Source organism: Kribbella jiaozuonensis (genome assembly GCF_005233875.1).
GTDB lineage: Bacteria > Actinomycetota > Actinomycetes > Propionibacteriales > Kribbellaceae > Kribbella > Kribbella jiaozuonensis.
In genome coordinates this window covers 1,465,879-1,478,313 of the sequence record NZ_SZPZ01000002.1, presented here as the reverse complement: position 1 = coordinate 1,478,313, position 12,435 = coordinate 1,465,879, and the positions used below count along the sequence as shown (strand labels likewise).

The 12,435-nt window shown below is 68.3% G+C and carries 11 protein-coding genes; 8 read left to right on the top strand and 3 right to left on the bottom strand.

What is annotated here, in order from left to right:
* Window positions 1–117 precede the first annotated feature (117 nt).
* The gene (locus FDA38_RS18655; RefSeq protein WP_134100067.1) at window positions 118–348 is read left to right on the top strand and encodes a DUF7455 domain-containing protein; all 231 of its coding nucleotides are present in this window, start codon (window positions 118–120) and stop codon (window positions 346–348) included.
* A gap of 94 nt (window positions 349–442) precedes the next feature.
* Here FDA38_RS18655 and FDA38_RS18650 read toward each other — a convergent pair whose 3' ends face one another.
* On the bottom strand, window positions 443–1,897 hold the full coding sequence (locus FDA38_RS18650) for an aminotransferase-like domain-containing protein (protein WP_233714783.1): 1,455 nt from the start codon (window positions 1,895–1,897) through the stop codon (window positions 443–445).
* Between the two features lie 75 nt (window positions 1,898–1,972).
* On the opposite strand from FDA38_RS18650, the gene FDA38_RS18645 reads away from it, so the two are divergent.
* Window positions 1,973–2,596 carry a LysE family translocator gene (locus FDA38_RS18645; protein ID WP_137255274.1) on the top strand — a complete coding sequence of 208 codons (624 nt, stop codon included), beginning with the start codon at window positions 1,973–1,975 and terminating at the stop codon, window positions 2,594–2,596.
* On the opposite strand, the gene FDA38_RS18640 is transcribed toward FDA38_RS18645, so the two are convergent.
* Window positions 2,554–4,566, bottom strand: a complete 2,013-nt coding sequence (locus FDA38_RS18640) for an amylo-alpha-1,6-glucosidase (RefSeq protein ID WP_137255273.1) — start codon at window positions 4,564–4,566, stop codon at window positions 2,554–2,556. The two genes, FDA38_RS18645 and FDA38_RS18640, sit on opposite strands and share 43 nt — an antisense overlap.
* Window positions 4,567–4,607: 41 nt before the next feature.
* On the opposite strand from FDA38_RS18640, the gene FDA38_RS18635 reads away from it, so the two are divergent.
* The 4 genes from FDA38_RS18635 to FDA38_RS18620 all read left to right on the top strand — a co-directional run bounded on the left by FDA38_RS18635 (window position 4,608) and on the right by FDA38_RS18620 (window position 8,026).
* Window positions 4,608–5,093 (top strand): DUF456 domain-containing protein, encoded by a 486-nt coding sequence (locus FDA38_RS18635; RefSeq protein ID WP_137255272.1) that lies wholly within the window; start codon window positions 4,608–4,610, stop codon window positions 5,091–5,093.
* A gap of 134 nt (window positions 5,094–5,227) precedes the next feature.
* Window positions 5,228–5,752 (top strand): hypothetical protein, encoded by a 525-nt coding sequence (locus tag FDA38_RS18630; RefSeq protein WP_137255271.1) that lies wholly within the window; start codon window positions 5,228–5,230, stop codon window positions 5,750–5,752.
* 76 nt (window positions 5,753–5,828) lie between these two features.
* Window positions 5,829–6,530 (top strand): response regulator transcription factor, encoded by a 702-nt coding sequence (locus FDA38_RS18625; RefSeq protein ID WP_130385800.1) that lies wholly within the window; start codon window positions 5,829–5,831, stop codon window positions 6,528–6,530.
* On the top strand, window positions 6,530–8,026 hold the full coding sequence (locus FDA38_RS18620; protein WP_137255270.1) for a sensor histidine kinase: 1,497 nt from the start codon (window positions 6,530–6,532) through the stop codon (window positions 8,024–8,026). The genes FDA38_RS18625 and FDA38_RS18620 overlap by 1 nt, the downstream gene beginning before the upstream one ends.
* A gap of 65 nt (window positions 8,027–8,091) precedes the next feature.
* Here FDA38_RS18620 and FDA38_RS43425 read toward each other — a convergent pair whose 3' ends face one another.
* Entirely contained in the window at window positions 8,092–8,223 is a 132-nt protein-coding gene (locus tag FDA38_RS43425) for a hypothetical protein (protein WP_267901754.1), read from the bottom strand.
* A gap of 114 nt (window positions 8,224–8,337) precedes the next feature.
* On the opposite strand from FDA38_RS43425, the gene FDA38_RS18615 reads away from it, so the two are divergent.
* Both FDA38_RS18615 and FDA38_RS18605 read left to right on the top strand, forming a co-directional pair.
* A complete protein-coding gene (locus FDA38_RS18615) occupies window positions 8,338–10,131 on the top strand; it encodes an HNH endonuclease (protein ID WP_137255269.1) in 1,794 nt (597 codons plus the stop codon).
* An 878-nt stretch (window positions 10,132–11,009) separates the two neighbouring features.
* Window positions 11,010–12,434, top strand: coding sequence for an FAD-dependent monooxygenase (locus FDA38_RS18605; protein WP_137255268.1), 1,425 nt, complete (start codon window positions 11,010–11,012; stop codon window positions 12,432–12,434).
* Window position 12,435: the final 1 nt, after the last annotated feature.

Below are 12,435 nucleotides of genomic sequence, written 5' to 3'. Positions count from 1 at the left end.
TCATACGAGGACAGGTGGTTCGTCTCACATACGGACACGTTGTCCCCACCGGGAAGCGATCCGCGTGTCAGGATGTTGCTATCTGGTGAGTACGGAACTAGATGAGATGAGGCCTCAATGACTACAGCACTCGCCCCGAGTTCGGCCCTGTCGGCCGCGGATCGTTGTGACCGCTGCGGTGCGCAGGCCTACGTCCGAGTCACCCTGACCAGCGGTGGGGAGCTACTTTTCTGCGCCCACCACGGCCGCGAGCACTCGGAGAAGCTGCGCGACATCGCGATCACGATCCACGACGAGACCGGTCGGCTCGAAGCCACCCAGACGGTCGCCGCGGAAGAAGAGCGGTAACCCCCAAGGCTGTTCCAAACGCGCCAACGGCGGCGCCAAAGTCATACAGGCTTCGATGGCGGTTCACCCCGACGGGTGACCGCCATCCTTCCGTTTACACGACAGGTACTCCGGGACCCGGGCCGTGCCGCCGCAGTTCCTGCCAGGCCCGCGCGAGCCGGGTCACCGCATCATCAAGCACTTGTTCGGAGTAGGCGAACGGCACCCGTAGGTAGTCGTCGTGCGAGCCGGACGGATCCATCGCCTGGCCCGCCACCACCTCGACACCGTGCCGCAACGCGACCTGGGCGAAGACTCGCGCGTCCGTATCCGGCAGCCGGATCCACAGCGCGGACCCGCCGACCGGTGTAGACCATTCCCATTCGGGCAGACGTGCGGTCAGCAACTCCCCCATCAGCTTCTTCCGCGCCGTCGCCAACCGCGCCCGCGTCGCGGTGAGGTCCGCCAGCCGCGGCAGCAATCGCGCGGTCAATGCCTGATCGATCAACGGACTGCCGAGATCGGCCAACGCCTTGTGCCGGGCCAGCCGCTCCGCCAACGGTCGCGACGCGCGGATCCAGCCGATCCGCAGACCGCCCCACACGGCCTTCGACACCGACCCGATCGTCAGCACCTCCGCATCGTCCGGCGCGTACGCCGCCAGCGGTGGAGGGATCGCCGGCCCGGACGGGTCCCACGCCGAGTACGCGTTGTCCTCGACGACGACGACGCCGAACCGCGCGGCCAGCAGGGCGACCTGCCGGCGCCGGTTCGCCGACATCAACCGGCCGGTCGGATTGTGGAACGTCGGCATCACGAACAACATCGCAGGCTGATGCTCAGCGAACGCCGCCTCCAGGAGGTCGGGCCGGATCCCGGCATCATCCAGTGGTACGCCGACCACTCGCCCGCCGACCGCCCCGAACAGGTCGAAGCAGCCGGGCCAACTGGGCTGCTCGATCGCGACCGCGGCTCCGTTGCGGAGGTACATCTGCGTCACCAGCGCGATCGCCTGATGTGCGCCGGTCGTCACTACGATCTCGTCGGGCGACGTGGGCAGTCCACCGTCGGTGAAGTGGTCGGCGATGCGGTCGCGCAGTACCGGGAGGCCGCGTGGGTGGTAGCCGACGTCCCCGAGCAGTGCGGGTAGCTCGGTGGATGCGAGGTCGATCAGCTCCGACGAGAGTTCGGGCAGGCCGGGATCGACGGCGTACGTCAGCGAGATGACCTCGCCGGGGCCGACCGTGATCCGGTGGAACAGCGACTCGCCGTACCCGGTGGGCATGTGCTTGTCCGCTCGTGAACGGCCACGCCCGGCCGCACGTGCCACCGTCGTACCGCTGCCACGCCGGCTCTCAACCAGGCCGCGGGCGCGGAGTTCGTCGTACGCCGCGACGACCGTCGAGCGGCTGATCACGAGCGACTCGGCCAACCGGCGTTCTGCCGGGAGGCGTGCGCCGACCGGGAGCTCACTCGAGCCGATCAGGGCAGCGATCTCGTCGGCGAGCCGGCGGTACAGGCCACCGGAGCGGCCTGTCAGCCGGTGGCCGATCAGGTGAGCCAGGGCCAAGGGGTCTCCAGAACGGTCCACTTCTCCCCCAATTGGCTCGGGTGGACTGCTTCTCGCGCCGCCAGGCTAGTCCGCATGGGAATCGGTCAGGTGCTGGGGTTCGCCGGCGCGACGGTGGTGCTGGTCGGGATGCCGGGGCCGAACAACCTGTACATCTCGCTGCGAAGCCTCACCCAGGGACGCCGTGCCGGCGTAGTCTCCGCGCTCGCGGTCGAGACCGGGACGCTCGTGTACATCGTCGTTACTGCACTCGGTCTCGCCGCACTGGTGAAGGCCTCGCCCGCGTTGTTCACCGCGATCACGGTCACCGGCGCGCTCTATCTCGCCTACCTCGGCATCAAGACACTCAGGGCATCGAGCGCCGAGCTCAACGGCATTGCACCGGCACCGCTGGGGCGAGTGTTCCGCGACGGCGTCGTGGTCAATCTGCTCAACCCGAAGGCCGCGCTGTTCTTCCTCGCGTTTCTCCCGCAGTTCACCACCCGCGGCGCCGGACCCGACCAGCTTCGCACCGAGATGCTGCTGCTCGGCGTCGGCGCGATGCTCATCGGCCTCGTCCTCGATCTCTCGTACGCCGTCGGTGCCGATGCGATCGGCCGACGCTTCCGATCGGTCCGCACGACCGGACGGGCACGGAACCTCGTCGTCGCGGCGATCTACCTCGGCCTGTCGGCGTTCGCCCTGATCACCGCGCTCTGAGGCGCCTCGAGCACGGTCAGCTCGTCGCCGTCGAGGCGCACGGACAACGTCTCGCCGCCGACACGCAAACCCCTTATTTCAAGAGTGTTCCAGGGCATCGACTCCGCCGGGTTGATCACCAGGGTGCCGCCTGGGACGTCCGGCTCGATGCCGAGCGCAGCGACGACTACGGCAACAGCGGACGCGGCTGCCCAGGCCTGCGGACGGCACGAGAGCGGGTACGGCGTCGGCGTGTTCTCCTCGGCCGTACCGCGCCCGCCGTACAGCTCGGGCAGTCGGTAGCCGAACGCTTCGGCCGCGCGGATCAGGCCCTCGACGTACGACGACGCCACGTCGGACTGGCCGGTCGCGAACAGGCCCTGGACCGTCATCGCGGTGTCGTGCGGCCACACGCTGCCGGTGTGGTAGCCGAGTGGGTTGAAGCGGGTCATTGCCGTCGACAACGTTCGCAGGCCGAACCCACTGTTCAGGTCGGCGCCGGCGAGGACGTCGGCGACCACTTGCTCCTCGTCGGCATCGAGCAGGCCGGTGCCGACGAGGTGGCCCATGTTTGACGCCCGGCCGGCGACCGGGTTCTTCGCGCCGTCGAGTGCGATCGCCGGGTAGCCGTCGACCCAGAACGTCTTGCGGAACCGTTCCTGCAGCGCCACCGCCCATTCGCGCCACTCGTCACCGGACTCGCCGTGGGCCTCGAGCAGTTCCGCGCCCTTCACCGCGGCGGCGTACGCGTAGCCCTGGACTTCGCACAGCGCGATCGGTGCTGTGGCGAGCGTGCCGTCGGGCCATTGGACTGCGTCCGCGGAGTCCTTCCAGCCCTGGTTGGCCAGGCCGTGGCCGGACTCGTCGACGTACTCGAGGAAGCCGTCGCCGTCCGGATCGGCGTACTCCTTCATCCAGATGAGGGCGCGCTGCAGGTTCGGCAGCAGGTCGCGGACCTCGTCGGCCGGCATGCCCCAGCGCCAGGCCTTGTGCAGCGTCGTGATCCACAGCTGGGTCGCGTCGTGCGTGCCGTAGTACGCCGCGGGAAGGACCAGGCCACCGCCGTGGTCCGCGACCTCGGCACGCAGTTCGTGCGGGATCTTGCCGGGCTGCTCGGCCGACTCGGCGTCGACCTTCGTACCCTGCCAGGCAGCCAGCGCGCGGAGGGTGCCGGCGGCAAGGGCCGGATCGACCGGGATCAGCATGCCGGACGAGATCAACGAGTCGCGGCCGAAGAGCGTGAGGTACCAGGGCGGGCCGGCGCCGAGGTACCGGTCGTCGGCGGCGGCCAGTTGGAGTGCGCTGATGTCTTCGAGCGAGCGGTCGATCCAGCGGTCCACCCGTTTGTCGTCGCAGTGGACAGTGACGTCGTACGGCGTGCGCTCGGCGGGCGGCTCGATCGAGAAACCGGTGGTCGACTTCGGGAAGTCTGCGGTGACGCGCAGGGTGAGGGTGAACTCCTCCCCCGGCTCCAGCCGCGGCGTCGCCGAGAGCCCGGGATCGGCGGTGACGACGACGCTCGTGTCGTCGCTCTCCCAGCGCGTACGGCCGGGACCGTCCGGGAGCGCCGCGAGTTGCGGCAGGCTCGCGGCCGCGCCGCTGCGGACCGCCGCCGTACCGGCCAGATCGGTGCCTAGGGCAACATCCAGCCGGCCCTCGATCGTGGAGCAGGAACGGTTCACCAGCGTGATCTGCTCGGTCATGCCGTCGCTGTCGACCGTGCGGGTGCGGTACAGCATCACGGTCGGGTCGTGCCGGGTGTCGCCGAGTCCCTCGACCATCGCGACGTACTGATGGGTGGCCGCGTCGCGTTCGTCGACGTGCACCGGGATCGGTTCCCGGCCGTCGACTGTGACGCTCAGTCGGGACAGGATTCGCCGGTCCCGCGCGTACACCCCCTCGGCGCCGGTGCCGGTGAGCTGACCGGATCGAGGCGAGAGAACCACCCACGGGGCGGCCAGAGCGGTGACAAGTTCGTGGAGCGGGGACATGTCTCCACCCTAAAGGCCTCGGTTTACGGCAGAGTGTGGGTGTGGAGACTGGTGTGACCGTTCTGGTCGGGATCGCGATCTTCGTCGGGATCGTGGGCATCGTCGTGCCGATCCTGCCCGGGGCGATCCTGAGCCTGGCGGCGATCCTGGTCTGGGCGATCTTCGAGCACAGTGCGACCGGGTGGATCGTGTTCGCGATCACCGTGGTCCTGATCGGTGCCAGTCAGGTGGTCAAGTACGTCGTACCGGAGCGGCGGCTCCGCGAGGCCGGCGTACCGCGCCGCTCGATGATCGTCGGGGTTCTGCTCGGCATCGTCGGGTTCTTCGTGATCCCGGTGGTCGGGATGTTCATCGGCTTCCCGGTCGGCGTCTACATCTCCGAGCTGCAGCGGCTGCGCACACACGCCGCCGCGTGGACCTCCACCAAGCACGCGCTGAAGGAAACCGGCGTGTCGATGCTGATCGAGCTCATCGGTACGTCGCTGGCCGCGGCGCTCTGGCTGGTCGCTGTGCTGTTCGTCGTCTGATCGTCGTCTGATTCATGTCTGAACTGCCAGCTGATTCTTAGGCGCACCGGAGCTTCGTCACAGCTGCCTGGTGCAGTGTTGAAAGACCCAGTGCCAGGTGACGGCCCGGCACGCAGTACGGAAGGCGCAGCAGGATGAAGCTTTCGCAGAAGCGATGGCGGCTCATCGGCACCGTGGCCGCGGTTGCCGCAACGACTACCGCCGGCGGGGTTGCCTGGGCGGCGACCAACGCGGATCCGACGCCGTCGCCCTCGGCGTCACCGTCCACGCCCGGTCAGCAGCAGAAGCCGGATCGGCCCGGGAAGGGCTTCGGCGCGCGTGGTGAGTTCGGATTCGGCGGCGCGTTGCACGGCGAGTTCGTCGTACCGAAGGACGGCGGTGGATACCAGACCGTCGCGACGCAGCGTGGATCGGTGACCGCGGTCAGCAAGGACTCGATCACGGTGAAGAGCGACGACGGCTACAGCCGGACGTACAAGGTCGCCGCCGAGACCCTGGTGAACTCGGCCCGGGACGGCATCTCGTCGATCAAGACCGGCAGCACGGTCAGTGTGAGTGCCGTGGTGGCGGACAACACCGCGACCGCGACCACCATCAACGACGGTACGGCGCGCGACGCGGCCGGCCAGAAATGGGGTTTCAAGCACGGCCCGCGGTGAGTGGGTGCGGACGACTCACAGGTGATTGCCAGGAATCTTCCAGGGTTCACATGGGAACCGGCTGCACACTGTGAGCATGAGTCCGCATCTGCTGGTGGTCGACGACGAGCCGAACATCGTTGAGCTCCTGTCCGCAAGTCTGCGTTTCGCCGGGTACGACGTGACCACGGCGACCCACGGCGCCGAGGCGCTGCGCAAGGCGCGGGACGTGGAGCCCGACCTGGTCGTGCTCGACGTGATGATGCCCGGCCTGGACGGGTTCGAGGTGGTCCGCCGGCTCCGTGGTGAGGACCGGCATGTGCCGGTGCTGTTCCTCACCGCGCGTGATGCCGTCGAGGACAAGGTGCTCGGCCTCCAGACCGGCGGCGACGACTACGTGACCAAGCCGTTCAGCCTGGACGAGCTGGTCGCGCGGGTACGTGCGCTGCTGCGTCGGTCCGGTCACCGCGAGCAGACGACGACCGAGGCCGCCGTACTGCGGTATGCGGACCTGGAGCTGAACGAGGACAGTTACGAGGTGTTCAAGAGCGGCCAGGCGGTCCAGCTGTCGCTGACCGAGTTCAAGCTGCTGCGGTGCCTGCTGGAGAACGCCGAGCGGGTGATGTCGAAGGGACAGATCCTGTCCGCGGTGTGGAACTATGACTTCGCCGGTGACGCGGGCGTGGTCGAGTCGTACATGTCGTATCTGCGCCGCAAGGTCGACACCGGCGACCAGAAGCTGCTCCACACCGTCCGCGGGGTCGGCTACGTCCTGCGCACCCCGCGAGGCCCCAACTGATGCAACAGACCCACCGGCGGTTCGCCGACCGGTACCCGTTGCGCGTCACCATCGTCGTCGTTCTGCTGGCGCTGGTGGTCGTCGCGCTGGGCGCGTCCGGCGTACTGGCGACGACGATCATGCGCGGATACCTGATCGACCGCGTCGACGAGCAGCTGCAGCAGACCGCCATGCCGCTGTCACATGTCCAGCCCGATCGGCGCCCGCTGCCGCCTGGTGGCGGGCCGGCGCGGCGGCAGCTGCCGAGTCAGTTCGTGGTGCAGTTCAACGACTCGGAGGGTGCCAGCGACAACGGCCCGGTCGGGGCGCGGCTGGCCGAGACGGAGCCGTTGCCGAAGCTGCCGACGCTCAACCTGAACCAGGTCCGGGCGCTGAACGGGAAGTCGTTCGACGTGGACGCCGCTTCGGGTGGCGCCAAGTGGCGAGTGTTGGCTGTGCCGACCGATGACGGTCAGGGGTCGGTCATGGTGGCGCAGAGCCTCAAGGAGATGGACCACACGATCCAGCGGCTCGTCGGGATCCAGGTCGCTGCGGGGGTCATCCTGCTGGTGTTGCTGGCCGGCGTCGGGACTTACGTCGTACGGCGAAGTCTGCGCGGGCTGGAGGATGTCGAGCACACCGCGGTGGCGATCGCGGGCGGGGATCTGAGTCGGCGCGTACCGCAACGGGATCCGCGGACCGAGGTCGGGCGGTTGTCTTTGGCGCTGAACCAGATGCTCGGTCAGATCGAGACTGCATTTGCGCAGCGGACGGCGTCGGAGTTCGCGGCACGGCGGTCCGAGGACACGGCCCGACGTTCGGAGGAGGCTGCGCGGCAGTCGGAGGACCGGATGCGGCGGTTCGTGGCGGACGCGTCGCATGAGTTGCGTACGCCGTTGACGTCGATCCGCGGATTTGCGGAGTTGTCGCGGCAGCGTGGCGACACGACGGACTCGGACACCATGCGCCGGATCGAGGACGAGGCGAAGCGGATGGGCCTGCTCGTCGACGACCTGCTGTTGCTCGCGCGCCTGGATCAGCAGCGGCCGCTTCGGATGGAGTCCGTCGACCTGCTTCCCATCGCCGCGGACGCACTCCACAACGCCCAGGCCATCCAGCCCGACCGGCGTTTGTCACTCACGATCCTGCCCGACTCGGAAGCTCCCGTAGTCGAAGGCGACGAAGCCCGTCTCCGCCAGGTCCTGGGCAACCTGGTCAGCAACGCCCTCAACTACACCCCCGTCGACGCACCGATCACGGTGTCGGTAGGCACCCGCGGCAACGAAGCCGTCCTAGAGGTCACCGACACCGGCCCCGGCCTCTCCGACGAACAAAAAGCCCGAGTCTTCGAACGCTTCTACCGAGCCGACACCGCCCGAACCCGCACCACCGGCGGCTCCGGCCTGGGCCTCTCCATAGTCGCCGCCCTGGTAGCCGCCCACAACGGCCGAGTAACCACCACCAACACGGTCCCTCACGGCGCCACCTTCACCATCTACCTACCCCTGAACCAGTAGCTCCCGCGCCCGGGCAGTCCCCCGCATGCCACGCAGTTGTCTCGTCCCTACGCTCCTCGGCACGACTACTCCGCGCGCACCCCACCCACCCCCGGCATCGCGGTATGTCCCGTCCGGATATTCACCACGCTGACCGCAGTCTCGCCGGCGTACTCCTCGCGGACGATCCGATCGACCGTCGCCGACGCTCTGCGCACTATGTTGCTGAAGGCAACATCCACAGGATCAGCGAGTGTGGATAGCTGAAATCCCTTGGATTAAAGGGGTTATGGGTTTGAGAACTGTCGGTGGTCGTGTCTAGAGTTTGCTGCATGGAGTTGGTTGGGCGACCGGTCTGGTCGATGAGTGGCAGCGAGATGCTGTCGACTCTCGACCAGCTCGACGCGCTGCTCGCTCGCCTGCAAACGCAGCGCCTCGAGGTGATTGCCGGTCTGGACACGGTCGGGTACGCCGAAGAGATCGGTGCCCACGACACCGTTCAACTGCTGGCGTTTCGCTACCGACTGGATCGTTCCGAGGCTCGCCGCGATGTCCGGCTGGCGAAGGCGCTCCCGAAGTACCGAGCCGTGTCCGCAGGACTGCCTGACGTCGATCAAGACGAGGCGACGGAGTACCTGCGTCCGGCACAGGCCGACGCGATCGTGTCCGCGCTCGAGCGGGTGCCGGACACCGTGCCGATCGAGGACATCGACGTCGCCGAACGCGAGCTCGTCGGCCTGGCTCGCCACCTGTCTCCGGCCGAGCTCCGCAAGGCCGGACAACGCGTCCGCGATCTCCTCGACACCGACGGGCCCGAGCCCGACGAACACAAGGCGTACGCGCGCGAGGCGCTCACCCTCTCCACCGCGCCCAACGGCGTGACGTTCCGCGGCTACCTCGCCAACGAGAACGCCGAACTCCTCCGAAGCCTGATCCACGCCGGCGCCCGCCCACACAAAACAACCGACGGCGACCTCGACCCCCGCCCCCGCGACAAGCGCCAGGCCGACGCCCTCACCACCGCCCTGACCATCGCAGCCACCACGATGGACACCACCACCCCCAGCCCTTCCACCCCGACGCCCGATCCGACCCAGCCGGGCACGCCACCAGCTCACCAGACCGAAGGCGACGTCACCCACTGCCCCGCGCGACCGACCAATGCGCCGACACCGGGGGCGGTGGCCACCGATGCGACGCAGCAGGGCATGCCTCCATCTCGCCAGAGCGGAGGTAACGTCACCGACTGCGCCACGCGACCGACCAATGCACCGGCAATGGGAGCGGTGCCCACCGATGCGACGCAGCCTGGGACGATTCCATCTCGCCAGACCGGAGGTGACGCCACCCACTGCGCCGTGCGACCGACCGATGGGCCGGGCGGTCTGGTTCCAGGGTTCGGAGCGAAGGCGAACATCACCGTCACCATCGATCTCGAAGATCTGAAGTCTGCTGCGGCGCACGCGATCGGCGACACCGTGTACGGCGACGGCCTGTCCGCTGCCACGATCCGGCGCCTCGCCTGCGACGCGAGGATTCTCCCGCTTGTCCTCGGATCGAACTCCGAACCACTGGACGTCGGCCGCTCCGAACGCCTCGTAACCCGCGCCATGCGCCGCGCCCTCAACGCGCGCGACAAAGGCTGCGTCGTCTGCGGTGCCCCGCCGATCATGTGCGACGCGCACCACCTCGTGTCCTGGATCGACGGCGGCGAGACCAAGATCTCCAACCTCGCGCTCCTCTGCCGCCGCCACCACATCGACCTCCACGCCGGCGACTGGACCATCACCATCACCCACGGCAAGGTCTCCGTCTCCCGCCCCACCTGGGCAGACCGCCCCAACCACGCCACACCGCTCGACGCGAAAACACCACCAGACCTGACCTCATCCCTCCACGAAACAACCACCTTCGCCATCTGGGGCAACCCGCAGCCCACCACCCCCACACCACCCACAGCCCCCCAGAACCACCCACCCCACCCCAACCCCTGGCCCGATCCCCCACCCCCTCCACCCACCGATCCCTGGTCCGATCCGCAGACCAATCCCGCGGCTGGCCCCTGGGCCGATCCCGGAGCCGATTCCCGGACCGATGCCCCGGTCCGCGCCCGCACCGACTCCTGAGCCGATTCCTGGGCCGACGCTCCGGTCCGCGCCGACTCCCGAGCCGAATCCTGGGCAGATGCCCCGGTCCACGCCCGCACCGACTCCCGAGCCGACTCCCGGGCCGACGCTCCGGTCCACGCCCGCACCGACTCCCGAGCCGACTCCCGGGCCGATGCCCCGGCACGCGCCCACACCGACTCCCAAGCCGACTCCCGGGCCGATGCCCCGGCACGCGCCCACATCGACTCCCGAGTTGAATCCTGGGCAGATGCCCCGGTCCGCGCCCGCACCGACTCCTGGGCAGATGCCCCGGTCCGCGCCCGCACCGACTCCTGAGCCGATTCCCGGGCCGACGCTCCGGTCCGCGCCCGCACCGACTCCTGAGCCGATTCCCGGGCCGACGCTCCGGTCCACGCCCGCACCGACTCCCGAGCCGACTCCCGGGCCGACGCTCCGGTCCACGCCCGCACCGACTCCCGAGCCGACTCCCGGGCCGACTCCCGGGCCGATGCGCCGGTCCGCGCCCGCAGCGACTCCCGAGTTGAATCCTGGGCAGATGCTCCGGATTGATGGCCCGATAGATAACCGACCCGAGCGGCTGGCCGAGCCCTCAGCCGGCCCGGCGCCGAGCCGTGCGACCAGCGAGGTGCGGCTAGCGGATCGCTGCATCGGTGGCGGCAGGTTCAGCGCATTGAGCTTGTCCGTCAGCCGATGGGTGAGCCGTTCGACCGTGGTGGACGGGGGTGATGTAGCTTTCTGATGACTGTGACGAGGCTTGAGGAGGTGGGATCCATGAATGCTGTATCGATGTGGGTGCTCCCCCTTGCCGTCACGGTTGGGCGATTGGTGTAGGTGTCGCCGGGAGCGCCACCAGGCACTCCGGAAAGGCAACACCTATGGACACCTTCGACGTCATCATCTCCGGCTGCGGTCCGACCGGCGCGATGCTGGCCGCTGAGCTGCGGCTGCACGACGTTCGCGTACTGGTTCTGGACAAGGAAACCGAGCCCACGTCCTTCGTCCGAATCGTCGGTCTGCACATTCGCAGCCTCGAGCTGATGGCAATGCGCGGCCTCCTTGACCGCATGCTCGAACGTGGCAGGAAACGTCCGGCCGGTGGTTTCTTCGGCGCCATCAACAAGCCCGCGCCGGCGGGTCTGGATTCCGCCCACGCGTATTTGCTGGGCATCCCGCAGCCGGTCGTCGTGCAGCTGCTTGAGGACCACGCGATCCACCTGGGCGCGGAAGTACGGCGGGGTTCTGCGGTAGTCGGTTTCGAGCAGGGCGACGACGACGTGACGGTGCAGCTGGACGACGGGCAGCAGCTGCGGTCGCGGTATCTCGTCGGCTGCGACGGGTCCCGCAGTACCGTCCGCAAGTTGCTCGGAGTCGGCTTCCCCGGCGAGCCCTCGCGGAACGAGACGCTGATGGGCGAGCTCGAGCTGGACGTGCCGCAGGAGGAGCTCGCTGCCAAGGTGACCGAGGTTCGCGAGACATACAAGACCTTCAGCGTCACGCCGTTCGCTGACGGGATCTATCGCGTCGTCATCCCCGTCGCGGGAGTCAGCGCCGAGCCGCCCACTCTCGACGACTTCAAGCAACAGCTGAACGCCATCGCAGGCACCGACTTCGGCGTGCATTCCCCACGATGGATGTCCCGCTTCGGAGACGCCACTCGGTTGGCCGAGCGTTATCGGGTCGGGCGGGTGCTGCTGGCGGGTGATGCAGCACATATCCACCCACCGACTGGCGGACAGGGCCTGAATCTGGGCATTCAGGACGCATTCAACCTCAGCTGGAAACTGGCCGCACACGTCCGCGGCTGGGCACCAGAGACACTCCTGGACACCTACGAGTCCGAACGTCACCCGGTCGCCGAGGACGTGCTAGACAACACCCGCGCCCAGCTGGAACTCCTCTCCACCGAGCCCGGCCCACAGGCCGTACGCCGACTGCTCACCGAGCTCATGAACTTCGACCAGGTGAACCGCCACCTGATCGAGAAGATCACCGCGATCGACATCCGGTACAACTTCGGCGAAGGCCCCGACCTGCTCGGCCGCCACCAACGCGACATCGAAACGAAGCAAGGCGACCTCTACGGCCTACTGCACCACGGCCGCGGCATGCTCCTCGACCGCACCGAACACCTCACCATCGACGGCTGGTCAGACCGGGTCGACTACCTGGCCGATCCCTCCGCACCAATAGATGCCCCCGGCATCCTCCTACGCCCCGACGGCCACATCGCCTGGCTCGGCGACAACCAGCACGACCTGAACACCCACCTCACCCGCTGGTTCGGCAGCCCCGCCAGCTGAG

Coding starts and splice junctions, on each gene's coding strand:
- FDA38_RS18625 (WP_130385800.1), top strand. CDS start 5,829: ATGAGTCCGCATCTGCTGGTGGTCGACGACGAGCCGAACATCGTTGAG.
- FDA38_RS18645 (WP_137255274.1), top strand. CDS start 1,973: ATGGGAATCGGTCAGGTGCTGGGGTTCGCCGGCGCGACGGTGGTGCTG.
- FDA38_RS18615 (WP_137255269.1), top strand. CDS start 8,338: ATGGAGTTGGTTGGGCGACCGGTCTGGTCGATGAGTGGCAGCGAGATG.
- FDA38_RS18605 (WP_137255268.1), top strand. CDS start 11,010: ATGGACACCTTCGACGTCATCATCTCCGGCTGCGGTCCGACCGGCGCG.
- FDA38_RS18630 (WP_137255271.1), top strand. CDS start 5,228: ATGAAGCTTTCGCAGAAGCGATGGCGGCTCATCGGCACCGTGGCCGCG.
- FDA38_RS18620 (WP_137255270.1), top strand. CDS start 6,530: ATGCAACAGACCCACCGGCGGTTCGCCGACCGGTACCCGTTGCGCGTC.
- FDA38_RS18640 (WP_137255273.1), bottom strand. CDS start 4,566: ATGTCCCCGCTCCACGAACTTGTCACCGCTCTGGCCGCCCCGTGGGTG.
- FDA38_RS18655 (WP_134100067.1), top strand. CDS start 118: ATGACTACAGCACTCGCCCCGAGTTCGGCCCTGTCGGCCGCGGATCGT.